Here is a 13,869-nt window from a genome sequence, read left to right on the forward strand (position 1 = left end):
GGGAGCTCCTCCCCGAGGACGATCCCACGGCCCTCCCGCCCTTCCTAGGGTGGCGCCGTGACCGCACCCGCCCAGCCCGTGGGCGCCCCCGCGCCCGCGGCGGTGCGGGCCTCCGCCCTCCCGGCACCCCTGGCGGAGCGGCGCCCGCGCCTGCGGGCGACCGCCGTCTCCCTCACCTGCTCCGCCCTCGGCCCCCTGGTCTTCCTCGTCGGCGTCGGCTGGACGCTGGAGTCCGGTCCCGAGCCGCAGCGTCCCGGGCTGTGGGCGCTGCTGCTGGTGCTGGACGCCGCCGTCGGCATCGCGGCGGGGGCTCTCGCCGGCTTCTTCCGCGGGTCGCGGACGGCGTGCGTGGCGCTCGTGGTCGCCGCCACGGTGAGCACCTGGGCGCTGCCGGCCGGCGTCGTGGGAGCCGTGCGGGTCGGTGCCCGTCGGTCGGTCGTGCTCGAGAGCCTCGTCGTCGCGGTCGCCGTGGTGGGAGGGCTGGGCTACGCGCGGCTGCTCGAGCACGCGACCAGCCCCGAGGTCGACCCCCTGCCCCTGGTCGTGGAGGTGCTCGCGCTCGCCGCGGCTGCCGCGCTGCTGCTGCTCTGGGGGCGCGTGCGCGCGACGCGCGCGGCGCTGCTCGCGTCGCTCCGGGAGCAGGCGTCCGCCGCGGAGCGGGAGCGGGCGGCGCTCACCTCCGGCCGGGAGGCCGACGTCGCCCGCACCCGCGCCGAGGAGCGCAGCGCCATCGCGCGCGACATGCACGACACGCTCTCCCACCAGCTCTCGCTCATCGCGATGCACGCCGGCGCGCTGGCCTCGCGCGACGACCTCCCGCCGGAGCGGGCTCGCGAGGCCGCGCGGACGGTCCGCGACGCGGCGGCGGACGCGAACGCCGTCCTCCGCGAGGTGCTCACGGCCCTGCGCAGCACCGACCCGGCGCAGCGGCTCGGGCACCACGGCGGCGCGGAGCCCCTGCCGACGTCGGCCTCCGTCGACGCGCTGGCGGCGCGGGCGAGGGCGCGCGGGCAGCGGGTCGACGTCGTCTGGCGCGGGCTGTCGGCCCCTGACCTGGACGAGCGGTCGCCGGCCACCGCCGTCTCGCTGGCCCAGGTCACCGCCGAGCTGCTCGTCAACGCCGACAAGCACGCCCCGGGCGCGCCCGTCGCCCTCGTCCTCGCCCACGAGGGCGAGGACCTGGTGCTGCGGGCGTCGAACCCCCTCGTCCCCGTGCCGCCGACGGCGCTGGGCACCGGGCTCGGGCTCGTCGGCGTCGGGGAGCGGGCGCGCCTGCTCGGCGGGAGATCGCACTCCGGGACCACGCCCGACGGGCGCTTCGTCGTCGAGGTGGTGGTCCCGTGGCGGGCCTGAGCACCGGGCCGGACGACGACGGGAGCGCCGCCGGCCCGCCGGAGGTGCGCGTGCTCGTCGTCGACGACGAGCGGCTCATGCGCGCCGGGCTGCGGCTCATGGTCGACGGCGCCGCCGGCATCCGCGTCGTCGGCGAGGCGGCCGACGGGGCGCAGGCGGTCGCGGCCGTCGCGGAGCTGGACCCGGACGTGGTGCTCATGGACGTCCGGATGCCGGGCACCAGCGGCCTCGAGGCGACGCGGCAGCTGACCGGGGCCGGGGCGCGGGCGCGCGTCGTCGTGCTCACCGCCTTCGAGACCGACGACCACCTGCTCGAGGCGCTACGGGCCGGGGCCGTCTCCTTCCTGCTCAAGGACGCCCCGCCCGAGGCCGTCGTGGCGGCCGTCCACGACGCGGCGCAGGGGCACGGCACCTTCTCGCCGAGCGTCCTCGCGCGGCTGGTGGCCCTCGCCGCGGCGCCGCCCGGTCCGCCGACGACCGCGCCCCCCGCTCCAGCCGGGAGGGCCCCCGGCTCGACCGGCCCGCCGGGCGGCACCACCCCGCGGGAGTGGGAGGTGGGCCGCTTCGTCGCGCAGGGCCTCACCAACGCCGAGATCGCCGCCGCGCTCTTCCTGAGCACCACGACGGTCAAGACCCACCTGACCCACCTGTTCGAGAAGCTGCACGTGACCAACCGCGTGCAGCTCGCCATCCGCGTCCTGGAGCACGACGCCGGCTGACGGGCGGCCCCGCGCCCACGGCAGACTCCGCCGAGCGCCGGCGGGACCGACCGACCGGCCGAGGAGCCGAGGAGGAGCCGTGCGCGCTGCGTACCTGCCGGGAGGCAGCCGGGTCGACCTGCGGGAGGTGCCCGACCCCGAGCCGGGCCCCGGCCAGGTGCTCGTGGCGATGCGCGCCTCGACCGTCTGCGGCAGCGACCTGCGCGCCATCTACCGCGAGCACCTCGGCGAGGGCGCCGAGGCCTACCAGGGCGTCGTGGGCGGCCACGAGCCCGCGGGCCGCGTCGTCGCCGTCGGCGCCGGGGTGGAGCGCGTGGCCGTCGGCGACCGGGTCGTCGTCTACCACATCAGCGGCTGCGGCCAGTGCGAGGAGTGCCGCCGCGGCTACCAGATCAGCTGCACCTCAGACCGTCGCGCCGCCTACGGCTGGCAGCGCGACGGCGGGCACGCCGACCTCCTGCTCGCCGAGGAGCGCGACCTGCTCGCGCTGCCGGACGAGCTGTCGTTCCTCGACGGCGCCGTGGTGGCCTGCGGGTTCGGCACCGCCTACGAGGCGCTGTGCCGCACCGACGTCTCGGGCCGCGACCGCGTGCTCGTGACCGGCCTGGGGCCCGTGGGCCTGGCCGTCGGGATGCTGGCGCGCGCGATGGGCGCCCCGCTCGTCGTCGGCACCGACCCGAGCCCGCAGCGGCGCGAGCTGGCGCTGCGGCTCGGCGCCGTCCACGAGGCCGTCGCCGGCTCCGACGAGGAGCTGGCCGGGCTGCTCGGCGACGGCGCTGAGGTCGCCGTGGACTGCTCCGGCAGCGGAGCGGGCCAGCTGACGGCGCTCCGGCACACGCGCCGGTGGGGCCGCGCCGCCCTGGTCGGGGAGGGCGGGACGCTCACGGTGGACGTCAGCGAGGTGCTCATCCACCGCCAGCTGACCGTGCACGGCTCGTGGGTCACCTCCACCGTGCGGATGGCCGAGCTGCTCGAGCGGCTGGTCCGGTGGGACCTGCACCCCGAGCGGCTCGTCACGGCGACCTTCCCGCTGGAGGAGGCCGCCGAGGCCTACCGCACGGCCGACGCCGCCACCGGCGGCAAGGTCGGCGTCGTCTGGCCCGACGCGGTCGGCTGACCGGGGTCGGCCGACCGGGACCGGCTGGACGAGAACGGCTGCACCACAACCGCAGAGACGATGACGCACCACTGGCCGCCCCGCGGCGCGGGGCGGCCAGTGGTGCGTCTCGGCGGGGCCGGGCCGGCGCTCAGCGGTGCACGAGCGCCAGGGTGAAGACCGCGTCCGCGTCGCCCAGCGGCGCGTCCGGCCACGTCATGGGGACCCCCACGAGGAGCACGTCCTCGGGAGGGGGGCCCGCGTCCGACTCGTCCACGCCGACGTCCGGCAGGCCGAGCCGGCCACCGGCCGCGCAGTGGGCCTTGACGGCGCCGCCGATGACGTTGGCGACCTCGGCGAGGACGTCGAGGGCGTCGGTCTCGGTCACCGGCTCCTCGTCGGGGATCGCGAGCATCGCTCGAGCCCAGCGCTCCGCCGCGCCGGGGGCGCTCGTGACGACGAGGTCGCCGTCCCAGGAGCCCTCGATCCCGATGGAGCTGCGCAGCACGCGCGCGCCCCGCGGGTGCCAGTCGGCGGGCACCGGCGCGTCCTCGGCGTCGGGGTCCGGGGAGACCGACCGCCAGAGGTCGCCGACCACGCCGACGAGGTCCTCGGCGGTCACCACGGGGGCGTCGCTCACGACCATGACGCACCCCCGGCGGCCGCCGGCTCCGGGAGGAGGCCGAGGAGCTCGAGCTTGGCGAGCAGGGCGTCGGGGGTGAAGGGCTTGAAGAGGTACTCGTGCGCCCCTGCGGCGAGCGCCTTCACCATCTGGGACTGCTCGGACTCGCTCGTCACCATCATCAGGGCCATGCTCCGCAGCTCGCGGCGGCGTCGGAGCGTCCCCACGAGCTCGAGGCCGTCCATGACCGGCATGTTCCAGTCGATGCAGGCGACGTCGGGGACGTCACCGCCGTCGGCGAGGTGCTGGTCGAGGACGTCGAGCGCCTCCTGGCCGTCACCGGCCTCGAGCACCTCCATCCCGGTCCGGCGCAGGACCCCGCTGACGATGCGCCGCATCGCTCGCGAGTCATCCACCACGAGGGCGATCATCGGCTTCCTCCGCTGTCAGGTCGTGAGCTGCCGGGCGTTCGTCCGGCGGGGGGCGTCTCGGGTCGGGGGACGGGGGGTGGTGCGGTCCCGCGAGCCCGGGGCCAGGCGGCCCCGGGGGCGGGGGGTCGGGTGCCGTCGCCCGCGGGCGGGACGACGGGCGGTCGGGCGGTCCTCGGCGGCGGCCAGGCGGTCGCCGGCGGCGGAGCGGCCCGGTGCGGCGGCGTGACCGCCGGCCGCGACGAGGCGGTGCCGCGCGGGGGGTCCCCGCGGAGCGCGTCTCGAGGCGGGACCGCGGGGGGAGCCGCCCGGGGCGGCGGGGCGCCGCCCGTGCGCGGGGGGATCCCGGCGCCCGCGCTCCGCGGGAACGGGTCCCGGCGGATCGGGCTCCCCGGCGCCGAGGCTCCGGGGAGCGCTCCCCCCGGGGTCGAGCCGCCCGCGGGCCAGCCGCCCGAGGTCGAGCTCCCGGGGGTCGAGCTCCCGGGGGTCCGTCCGCTCAGGGGCGCGCCCAGGGGCGGGCGGGCGCCCGGGCGCGAGGTCTGCGGGGGGACGGGCGGCGACGCGGCCGGGAGGACCCGGCCCGCGGGTGGCGCGCCCCACGGGCGCCCGGCCGCCGCGGTCGCCCCCGCGGGCGCCCGGAAGGGGGCCTGGGCGGGTGCCGCCGGGGCGGCGGGCGCGGACGCGCTGCCGCTGAGCGGCCGGTAGAGCGCCGCACGGCTGCCCTCGACGCGGGCCCAGGAGCTGGAGATGCCCAGCGTCGTCTCCGCGGCGCCGAGCACCAGCACGCCGTCGGGCGCGAGCACGGCGTGCATGCGCTCCAGCACCTGCTGCTTCGTCGCCGCGTCGAAGTAGATGAGCACGTTGCGGCAGAAGATGACGTCGAAGCGACCGCGCTCCGGGAAGGGGCGGGCCAGGTTCAGCTCCGAGAAGCGGACCGCCGAGCGCACCTCCTCGCGCACCCGCCACTGCATGCCCGCGCGCTCGAGGTGGCGCGCCACCATGTCGGCGGGCAGGCCGCGGCCGACCTCCATCTGGGAGTAGGTGGCCGAGCGCGCGCGCTCCAGGGCCGTGCGGTCGACGTCGGTGGCGACGATCTCCGTGCGGAAGCCGCGCAGCTCCGGCGCGTCGGCCGCGAGCATGGCGATCGTGTACGGCTCCTGCCCGGTCGAGCAGGCCGCCGACCACACCCGCAGCGACCGGCTCGAGCGGCGCGCGTCCGCCAGGGCCGGCAGGAGGGACGTGCGCAGGTAGGTGAACGGCTCGACGTCGCGGAACCACGACGTCTCGTTCGTGGTCATGGCCTCGACGAGCTCCCAGCGCTCCGCCGGGCTGGCCGAGCGCATGCGCGTGACGTACGCGGCGACGTCGGGGAAGCCCCCGCGCCGCGCCAGCGGCAGCAGGCGCGAGGCGACGAGGTACTCCTTGGAGGCGTCCAGGACGACCGCGGTCTCGGCGCGGACGAGGTCGCACACCCAGGCGAGGTCGGCGGGCGCGAGGGCCGGCGCGGCGCTCATCGGGCGCTCCCCGCGACGGCGGGGGCCCCGCGACGGCAGGCGGCCGTGATGGCGCCGGCCACCGCGTCCAGGGGCAGGACGGCGTCCGCGAGACCGGCGCCGGCCACGGCGCCGGGCATGCCCCAGACGACGGAGGTCTCCGCGTCCTGGACGAGCACCGCGCCACCGGCGCGGCGCACGTCGGCGCAGCCGTCGCGCCCGTCGCTGCCCATCCCCGTGAGGACGACGGCGAGGACGCCGGCGCCGTACACGTCGACGCAGGAGCGGAGCATGACGTCCACCGCGGGGCGGCAGAAGTTGACGGGCGCGGCGTCCGAGAGGTGCGCGACGACCTCGCCACCGGAGCGGCGCAGCTGCAGGTGCCGGTCCCCGGGCGCCACCAGCACCCGGCCGACGCGGACGTCGTCGCCGTGCTCCGCCTCGCGCACCGCGAGGGCGCCGATCCGGTCCAGGCGCACCGCCAGCTGGCGGGTGAAGACGGGCGGCATGTGCTGGGTGATGACGACCGGCACGGGCAGGTCCGCGGGCAGGGCCGCGATGAGGCGCGCGAGCGCCTCGGGCCCACCGGTCGAGCTGCCGAGGGCCAGCACGTGCGGCGTCGCCGCACGGCCCCGGGCGGCCGGGCCGGCGGTCGCCTCCGCCGGGCTCGCCTGCGCCGGCGGCGCGACCGGGCTCGTGCGAGCGGCGGGGCGCGCCGGGGACGGCGCCGGGCGCGCGGAGCCGCCGCGGGCGGCGGGGTCCGCGGGTCGAGCCGCGCGAGCCGCCGGACCGGGGACCGACCGCGGGACCGGGACGGCCCGACGGGGGGCGACCGGCGCGGCGGGGACGTCCGCGTGCTGGACGTCGGCGCGGTCCGCGGGGGCGGGCGGGGCCGGGACGGGCGCCGCGGGGACGGGGAGGGGCTGGGCCAGCACCGGGCGGCCGGCGTGCACGCTGCCCGGGGCCGCGTGGTCGGGGCCGGACGGCCGCGGAGCCGAGCGCGGGACGAGCGCCCGCACGACGGGCACGAGGCCGTCGCGGACCCGGGCCACCGCCTCGGCGGGCGAGGACGCCCGGGACGGCTTGGGGAAGAAGTCGGTGGCGCCGGCGGCGAGGGCGCGCAGGGTGGCCTCCGCGCCGTCGTCGGTCGCCGCGCTGACCATGATGACCGGCGTGGTGCGCCCGCGCCGGCGCAGCTCGTGCACGGCGCCGATGCCGTCGAGCTCCGGCATCTCGAGGTCCATGACGACGAGGTCGGGGGCCAGGCGCTCGACCTGGTCGAGGGCGGCCCAGCCGTCCCCCGCCGTCCCGACCACGTCGATCCCGTCAGCGGAGGTCAGAGCCATGGTGACGAGGCGCCGCAGGACGGCTGCGTCATCCACCACGAGGACCCGGATCGGTTGCATGGCCGTCCATCGGCGCGTCGGCGCTCCACCCTGAGCGGTCGCGGTCGAGTCACCGGCGCCGCTCACGCCCACGGCTCCCCCTGGTCCGGCCCGCCGGCGCCGGGCTCGCCCGCACCCGCCTCGCCCGCACCCGTGCCCGGGTCGAGCGAGCCCCGCGGGCGGGGCACGGGACGGGATCCGGTCGCGGGGGGCGCGGGGACGCCGAGAGCTCGCTCCCACGGCGCGAGCAGCGAGCGCGCGGACGCACCGGTGCTCCCGGCGACCAGCGCGTGGAGAGCCCCGCTGGCGACCTGCCAGGCGCCGGCTGCGGCCGAGGGGGCGTCGAGGCCGGCCAGGCGCGCGGCGCCGACGGCCTCGAGCTGGACGCAGGCCGCCGCCTCGGTGCGCCCCGCGGACTCCAGGTCGACCGAGACGTCGTGGACGGCGCGCGCCCAGGACCCCGGGCCGGGGGCGCCGCTCGCAGGAGGCGCCGCGGCACGGCGCAGGCCCTCGACCTGCGCGGGCGTGGCGGACGCGAGGCGACCCAGCGCGTCGCGCACGCGGGCGGCGGCCTCGCCGAGGGGTGCGGGCCGCGCGGGCGCGACCGCCATGGCCGCGCGGAACGGGTCCTCGCCGGCCGGCGGGGACGCACCGGTCCACGCGCGCACGAGCGCGGCCTCGACGGCCTCGGCCGCGGCGGCGCGCTCGTCGTCGTCGAGGAGGTCCGCGCCCTCACCGGGCGGGTGCAGGAGCGTCGGGCGCGCCCAGCACTGGGAGACCACGCGCTCGCGCACGAGGGCGAGGAGGTCGGGGAGGCCGCCGAGGGAGCCGACCTCGAGGAGCGAGCGGGCCGCGCCGGCGTCGCCGGCCTGCAGCACGACGCGGGCGAGGGCGGTGGCGTCCTGCCCCGGGGAGCGCTCGGCGTGGTCGCGCGCCGCGGCGGCGGCAGCACCCGCTCGGCCGCCGGCCGCGGTGGCCGCGAGGGCGCGCACGTGCTCCGCCCCGGCTCCCACGGCGTAGCGCAGGACGAGCGCGGCCTGCGGGCCGCTCGGATGGCGCACCAGGTCGAAGCCGATGACGGGTGAGCTCACGAGGCCGTACGGCACGGGTACTCCAGCCGGTGGACGGGGACGGCGCACGGGGGGAGCGCACGGGGAGGACGGGACGGTGCGGGAGAGGAGCCGGAGGGGCGACGGCGCGGCCCGGTCAGGACCTCCGGGCGGGCCGCCGGGTCAGGGCCGCCGGGTCGGAGCCGCCGGGTCGGAGCCGCCGGGTCGGAGCCGCCGAGCGGGCCGCGGGTGCGGCGGTCGCGCCGGGGAGGGCTCAGGCGAGGGGGCGGGCTGCGAGCACCGGCACGGCGCCGGAGAGCCCCAGGAGCTCGCGAGCGGCCGCGCGGACGCCGTCCGCGGCGGACGCCGACGGCTCCGCGCGCACGAGCGGGCCCGGGCTCGCGGCAGCGGCCCCGGTGGCGCGGGGGGCGGTGGCCTGCGGGGCCGTGGCACGAGGGACGGCGGCACCCGGGAGGGCGGCACGGGCGGCGCGGGCGGACTCGAGAGCGGCGTCGAGCGAGACCAGGCTCGTCAGCTCCGCGGTGGTCGTGGTCACGGCGGACCACCTCCTCGTGCTCGGGACGGCAGTGCTGGGGACAGGGGCGTCGGGCAGGAGCACCCGGGGACGGAGCAGCCCGGGGACGGAGCAGCCCGGGGACGGAGCAGCCCGGGCGCCCGAGGAGCGGTCCTCGGGCGCCCGGGTGGCGCAGCGGAGCGGTCAGGCCGCCTGCGGGATGGCGACGGCGCGGGCGACGTCCAGGGGCATCAGGAGCCGGTCGGGGAGCTGGCAGGCGCCCGTGATGAGGTCGGCCATCGGACCGCTGAGCGTGTCCGGCGGCGGCTCGAGGTCGCCCTCGGCGACCTCCACCACGTCGCCGATGCCGTCCACCAGCAGGGCGACGACCTCGTCACCGACCCGCACGACGAGGTCGGTCGACTTCTCGCCCTCCTCCCGCGGCGGCAGCCCCAGGCGCCGCCGCAGGTCCACGGCCGTGACCACCTGGCCGCGGAGGTTGACCAGGCCGGCCACCTCCGGGGGCGCCAGCGGCACGCGCGTGAGGCGCTGCTCGGTGAGCACCTCCTGCACGCGCAGGACCTCGATGCCGTAGAGGCCGTCCCCGAGGTGGAACGTCACGTAGCTGACGGTCATGTCCGACTCCCCTCCGGGGCGACGCGCGGAGGTCCCGCCGACGCCGCCCGCGCTGCTCGAGTGCTTCTGCCCGCTGCCGGAGCCGCGGCCGGTGCCGCGCCCGGCGCTCACGCCCGGACGTCCTGGTGCGCGTCGTGCGGCGACCTGGGGCGCGGCGGCACGTAGGAGCCGGCGCGCCCGTGGCCGTCGGCCTCGTCGTAGAAGGTCGCGTCCGCGGCCAGCACGGCCTGGCGGACGTCGAGCATCTCGACGATGTGCTCGTCGACGACGGCCGAGCCGGACAGGCCCGGGTCGCCGAGGTGGCTGACGCGCGCGGTGGCCGCCGGGGCGACGTCGAGGATCTCGTCGACCGCGAGGGCCACGGAGCGGCCGCCGACGGCGTGGACGACCAGCGGCACCGACTCCTCGCCCGAGGTGAGCTCGCCCAGGTGCTCGGCGAGGTCGAGGACGGGCATGACCTCGCCGCGGTGCTGCACGGCCCAGCGCCGCCCGATCCGCTCCAGCCGGTCGCGGGGGACGTCCTCGAGCCGGGTGACGATGTCCAGGGGGATCGCCATGCGGCGGGCGCCCACGCGCACCAGCAGCAGCTGCGTGCTGTCGTGCGTGGCCACCTCGTTCTCCCCCGCGTGCTCGTCCGCGCGCTCCTGCTCCCGCGCCGAGCGCGACAGCGCCTGGACGTCGAGGATCAGGGCGAGGCCGCCGTCGCCGAGGATCGTGGCCCCCGAGTAGTGCGGCAGGTCGGCGAGCAGCCCCCCGAGGGGCTTGACGACGATCTCCTGCGTCGCGAGGACGGCGTCCACGACGAGGCCGAAGCGCCGGCCCGCCGTCTCGAGGACCGCGACCACCGAGGACTCGCCCGGCTCGGGCTCGCCCAGGGCGAGGGCCTCGTGCAGCCGCACGAGCGGCAGCAGGTGCCCGCGCAGGCGGTGCACCTCCGCGTCGCCGACGCGCTCGGTGGCGCCGCCCGACCGCTCGCGGTCGAGGCCGACCAGCTCGCGCAGCCCGTTCTGCGGGATCGCGAACCGCTGGCCGCCGCACGAGACGACGAGCGCGGGGATGATCGCGAGGGTCAGCGGCACGCGCAGGCGGGTGGTGCTGCCGCGGCCGACCACCGACTCCAGCTCGATCGAGCCGCCGATCCGCTCGATGTTGGTGCGGACGACGTCCATGCCCACGCCGCGCCCGGAGACGCTCGTGACCGCGGCCGCCGTGGAGAAGCCGGGCGTGAAGACGAGGCCCAAGACCTCCGTCGTCGACATCTTCCGCAGCGCGGCCTCGTCGACGATGCCGCGCTCGAGCGCCCGGGCCCCGATGACGCGCGGGTCCATGCCGCGGCCGTCGTCGGAGACCTCGACGAGGACCTGCCCGCCCTCGTGGCGGGCGCGCAGGGTGACGAGGCCCACCGGGTCCTTGCCCGCGGCGCGCCGGTCCTCCGGGGGCTCGAGGCCGTGGTCGACGGCGTTGCGCACGAGGTGCGTCAGCGGGTCCTTGACCGCCTCGAGCAGGGTCCGGTCGAGCTCGGTGTCGGCGCCCTCCATCACGAGGCGGACCTGGCGGCCCAGCTGGCTGCCGAGGTCGCGGACGACGCGCGGCAGCTTGGACCAGACGTGGTCGATGGGCTGCATGCGCGTCTGCATGACGCCCTGCTGCAGCTCGCCGGCCACGAGGTCGAGCCGGTGCGCGGCGCGGACCATCTCGGCGTCCCCGCCGGCGGCGGCGCGCTCGAGGACCTGGTTCCGGGTGAGGACGAGCTCGCCCACCATGGACATGAGCTGCTCGAGGAGCTCGACGTCGACGCGCACGGAGGCCTCCCCGCTGCGGCGCTGGGCCACGGGCTCCTCCCCGCCGGTCGGGGCGGCGGGGGCGGCGGCCTCGGCCGCGGGCGCCACCGGTGCGGCGGGTGCGGGTGCAGGTGCGGGCTTCGGCACCGGGCTGGACCCGGACGGCTGGGCGGCCGGCGCCGGGGCGGCGGCCTCCACCGGGGCGGGAACCGCGGCGACGTCCGCCGCGGCGGGCTCTGGTGCCTGGGCGGCGGGAGGCGGCGAGACCTCGTCCGTCCCCGCGGCGGGCTCCGCGGCGGGCGCGGGGGCCGGCTCCGCGGCGGGCGCGGCGGCCGCCGGGGCCTGGCCCTCGGCAGCACCGCCCGTCGCGGGCGCCCCGCCCTCCTCGAGCTCGGCGGTGATCTCGGCGAGCACGCCGGTGAGGTCCGCGCCGGCGTCCGAGCCGGTCTGCTCGATGCGCCCCAGCAGCCCTCGGACGGCGTCGACCATGTGCAGCAGCACCGTGACCGTCTGCGGTGTGGCGACGGCGCGTCCGTCGCGCAGCCGCGCCAGGAGGGTCTCGCCCACGTGGGCGAGGCGCTCCAGGTCCGAGAAGGCGAGGAAGCCGCTCGTGCCCTTGATCGTGTGGATCGTGCGGAACACCGCCGCCAGCAGAGGGCGGGAGGTGGGGTCCGACTCGAGCGCGACCAGCTGCTGGTCGAGCTCGTCGAGGTTCTCCTCGGACTCCACGAGGAACTCCGCGACGATCTCGTCCATGCCCTCGAGGGCGCCGTCGTCCATGCCGCTCCTGTCTGTACGTCGCTGCCGTGCGCGCCGGCGGCGCGCCCCGTGTGCTGTCGGTCGGCCGGCCCTCCTCCTGGAGGGGGCCGGCGAGATGGCTCCGGAGAGCCTCAGGTCAGGAGCAGGGACATCCCGCCGCGGCCGTAGCCGGCGATGTCGAGCAGGAGGTCCAGGCGCCCGGTGCCGCGGCGCAGCGCGTCGGCGACGTCGGGCGGGCAGGCCTCGCCGCTGCCGTGGACCGACGCGAGGCGGCCGTGGCCGCCCCCGGCCGCGGGCAGGAGCGGCGCCATGACGTTGCAGAGCTCGGCGACGTTCTCGGCCAGCAGCGGGGACAGCTCCCCGTCCTCGACCGAGGCCTCGGCGCCGCCGCGCGGCACCAGGCCCAGCGCGGCCCCGAGCAGGGCGGAGCCGGCGAGGTCGAAGGCCAGCAGCCCGACGGTCGTCGTCCCCTTCGTGTACACGGCCACCGTGCCGGCGGCGTCGTCGCCCGTGACCCGGGGGCCGGGTCCGGGCACGACGTCGCGGCCCAGCAGCCCCTCGAGGACGGTGCGGACGGCGGCCGTGGTCGGCAGCTCGGCCGGCGCGGCGACCTCGGTCACGAGGCCACCCCCGCGAGCGCGGCCTCGATGGCCTCGTGCAGGACCTCGGGCGTGAACGGCTTCGTCACGACGAAGTCGGCGCCCGCGGCCGCCGCGCGGTCGTGCACCTCGGTGGCCGCCTCGGAGGTGACGAAGCCGAAGGGCGTCCGATCACCGCTCGCGCGCAGCCGCTCGAGCATCTCGATGCCCGACGTGCCGGGCATGTTCCAGTCGCACAGGACCAGCTCCGGCGCCTCGTCCGCGACGGCCGTGATGCCGGCCTCGCCGTCACCGGCCTCCACGACCTCCAAGGAGCCGAACCCCGCCTGCCGGAGCGCGCGGACCACGATCTGCCGCATCACCCTGCTGTCGTCCACCACGAGCACCCTCACGCTGACCTCCCCAGCCCGGGCGCCACCTCAGCGCCACTGGACCCCTATCGGCAGGTGCGGGCGCTCCCTTCAGCGTCGGGGAGAACTCGTGGGCGGCGGCGGCCTCGCGGGGACGGCCGCGGGGCCGAGGTCGTGCGCGCGCGGGGGCCCGGTGCCACAGTGAGCCGGTGCCCGAGCTGCCCGAGGTCGAGGCCCTCGCCGAGTTCCTGCGCGAGCGCGCCGTCGGCCGCGTCGTCGCCGCGGTCGAGGTGGCGGCCATCAGCGTGCTGAAGACGTTCGACCCGCCGCCGACGGCGCTGGCGGGGCTCGAGGTGGTCTCCGCCGACCGCCACGGCAAGTGGCTGGACCTCGACGTCGACGGGCTGCACCTGGTGGTGCACCTGTCCCGCGGCGGCTGGCTGCGCTGGTACGACGCCGTCCCCGAGCGGCCGGCGCGCCCGGGCAAGGGGCCGCTGGCGCTGCGCGTGCGCCTCGACGACGGCAGCGGCTTCGACCTCACCGAGGCGGGCACCCGCAAGCGCCTCGCCGTCCACGTGGTCCGCGACCCCGCGCAGGTCCCGCAGGTGGCCTCCCTCGGGCCCGACCCGCTGGACGGCTCCTTCGACCGGGACGCCCTCGTGCGCCTGCTCTCCGGGTCGCGGCAGCAGGTCAAGGGCCTGCTGCGCGACCAGCACCTGCTCTCCGGGGTGGGCAACGCCTACAGCGACGAGGTGCTGCACGCGGCGCGGCTGTCGCCCTTCGCCGTCGCCGGGCGCCTGGACGCCGAGCAGGTGGACCGCCTCGACACCGCGCTGCACGCCGTGCTCGAGGCCGCCGTCGGCGCCGCGCGCGGACGACCGGCGGCCGAGCTCAAGGACGCCAAGCGCGCCGGCATGCGCGTGCACGGGCGCACCGGGCAGGAGTGCCCCGTGTGCGGGGACGTCGTCCGCGAGGTCTCCTTCGCCGACCGCTCGCTGCAGTACTGCGCCACGTGCCAGACCGGCGGCAAGGAGCTCGCCGACCGGCGCATGTCCCGGCTCCTGCGCTGAGCCCCCTCGCGGGGC

14 protein-coding genes are annotated in these 13,869 nt (G+C 78.4%); 4 read left to right on the forward strand and 10 right to left on the reverse strand.

The genetic code is table 11. From position 1 onward, the window contains the following. The first annotated feature begins 57 nt into the window (after nt 1-57). From Q0848_RS06850 to Q0848_RS06860, 3 genes are all read left to right on the forward strand, one after another. Nucleotides 58-1,353 carry a sensor histidine kinase gene (locus tag Q0848_RS06850; protein ID WP_299036327.1) on the forward strand — a complete coding sequence of 432 codons (1,296 nt, stop codon included), beginning with the start codon at nt 58-60 and terminating at the stop codon, nt 1,351-1,353. Next, nucleotides 1,341-2,072 (forward strand): response regulator transcription factor, encoded by a 732-nt coding sequence (locus tag Q0848_RS06855; RefSeq protein ID WP_299036329.1) that lies wholly within the window; start codon nt 1,341-1,343, stop codon nt 2,070-2,072. Before Q0848_RS06850 ends, Q0848_RS06855 begins: the two co-directional genes overlap by 13 nt. A 79-nt stretch (nt 2,073-2,151) precedes the next feature. After that, a complete protein-coding gene (locus tag Q0848_RS06860) occupies nt 2,152-3,189 on the forward strand; it encodes a zinc-binding dehydrogenase (protein ID WP_299036331.1) in 1,038 nt (345 codons plus the stop codon). Between the two features lie 130 nt (nt 3,190-3,319). Here the strand turns inward: Q0848_RS06860 and Q0848_RS06865 are convergent, their stop codons facing one another. The 10 genes from Q0848_RS06865 to Q0848_RS06910 all read right to left on the reverse strand — a co-directional run bounded on the left by Q0848_RS06865 (nt 3,320) and on the right by Q0848_RS06910 (nt 12,826). Next, nucleotides 3,320-3,808, reverse strand: coding sequence for a chemotaxis protein CheX (locus Q0848_RS06865; protein WP_299036333.1), 489 nt, complete (start codon nt 3,806-3,808; stop codon nt 3,320-3,322). Continuing rightward, complete coding sequence (locus Q0848_RS06870; protein ID WP_366146444.1) at nt 3,805-4,221, reverse strand: response regulator; 417 nt, start codon at nt 4,219-4,221, stop codon at nt 3,805-3,807. The genes Q0848_RS06865 and Q0848_RS06870 overlap by 4 nt, the downstream gene beginning before the upstream one ends. Beyond that, on the reverse strand, nt 4,218-5,732 hold the full coding sequence (locus Q0848_RS06875; protein WP_299036337.1) for a CheR family methyltransferase: 1,515 nt from the start codon (nt 5,730-5,732) through the stop codon (nt 4,218-4,220). The genes Q0848_RS06870 and Q0848_RS06875 overlap by 4 nt, the downstream gene beginning before the upstream one ends. Continuing rightward, complete coding sequence (cheB, locus tag Q0848_RS06880) at nt 5,729-7,117, reverse strand: chemotaxis-specific protein-glutamate methyltransferase CheB (RefSeq protein WP_299036339.1); 1,389 nt, start codon at nt 7,115-7,117, stop codon at nt 5,729-5,731. The genes Q0848_RS06875 and cheB overlap by 4 nt, the downstream gene beginning before the upstream one ends. Before the next feature lie 62 nt (nt 7,118-7,179). Continuing rightward, nucleotides 7,180-8,187, reverse strand: a complete 1,008-nt coding sequence (locus Q0848_RS06885) for a hypothetical protein (RefSeq protein WP_299036341.1) — start codon at nt 8,185-8,187, stop codon at nt 7,180-7,182. A 232-nt stretch (nt 8,188-8,419) separates the two neighbouring features. Beyond that, on the reverse strand, nt 8,420-8,701 hold the full coding sequence (locus Q0848_RS06890) for a hypothetical protein (RefSeq protein WP_299036342.1): 282 nt from the start codon (nt 8,699-8,701) through the stop codon (nt 8,420-8,422). Between the two features lie 162 nt (nt 8,702-8,863). Continuing rightward, on the reverse strand, nt 8,864-9,406 hold the full coding sequence (locus Q0848_RS06895; RefSeq protein ID WP_299036343.1) for a chemotaxis protein CheW: 543 nt from the start codon (nt 9,404-9,406) through the stop codon (nt 8,864-8,866). Then, nucleotides 9,403-11,856 carry a chemotaxis protein CheW gene (locus Q0848_RS06900; protein WP_299036344.1) on the reverse strand — a complete coding sequence of 818 codons (2,454 nt, stop codon included), beginning with the start codon at nt 11,854-11,856 and terminating at the stop codon, nt 9,403-9,405. The genes Q0848_RS06895 and Q0848_RS06900 overlap by 4 nt, the downstream gene beginning before the upstream one ends. A 110-nt stretch (nt 11,857-11,966) precedes the next feature. After that, complete coding sequence (locus Q0848_RS06905; protein WP_299036345.1) at nt 11,967-12,455, reverse strand: hypothetical protein; 489 nt, start codon at nt 12,453-12,455, stop codon at nt 11,967-11,969. Continuing rightward, on the reverse strand, nt 12,452-12,826 hold the full coding sequence (locus Q0848_RS06910; RefSeq protein ID WP_299036346.1) for a response regulator: 375 nt from the start codon (nt 12,824-12,826) through the stop codon (nt 12,452-12,454). The genes Q0848_RS06905 and Q0848_RS06910 overlap by 4 nt, the downstream gene beginning before the upstream one ends. A 167-nt stretch (nt 12,827-12,993) precedes the next feature. On the opposite strand from Q0848_RS06910, the gene Q0848_RS06915 reads away from it, so the two are divergent. Further along, the gene (locus Q0848_RS06915) at nt 12,994-13,854 is read left to right on the forward strand and encodes an Fpg/Nei family DNA glycosylase (protein ID WP_299036347.1); all 861 of its coding nucleotides are present in this window, start codon (nt 12,994-12,996) and stop codon (nt 13,852-13,854) included. Nucleotides 13,855-13,869: the final 15 nt, after the last annotated feature.

The sequence above is a fragment of the uncultured Pseudokineococcus sp. genome (genome assembly GCF_947495735.1).
Classification (GTDB): Bacteria; Actinomycetota; Actinomycetes; order Actinomycetales; family Quadrisphaeraceae; genus Pseudokineococcus.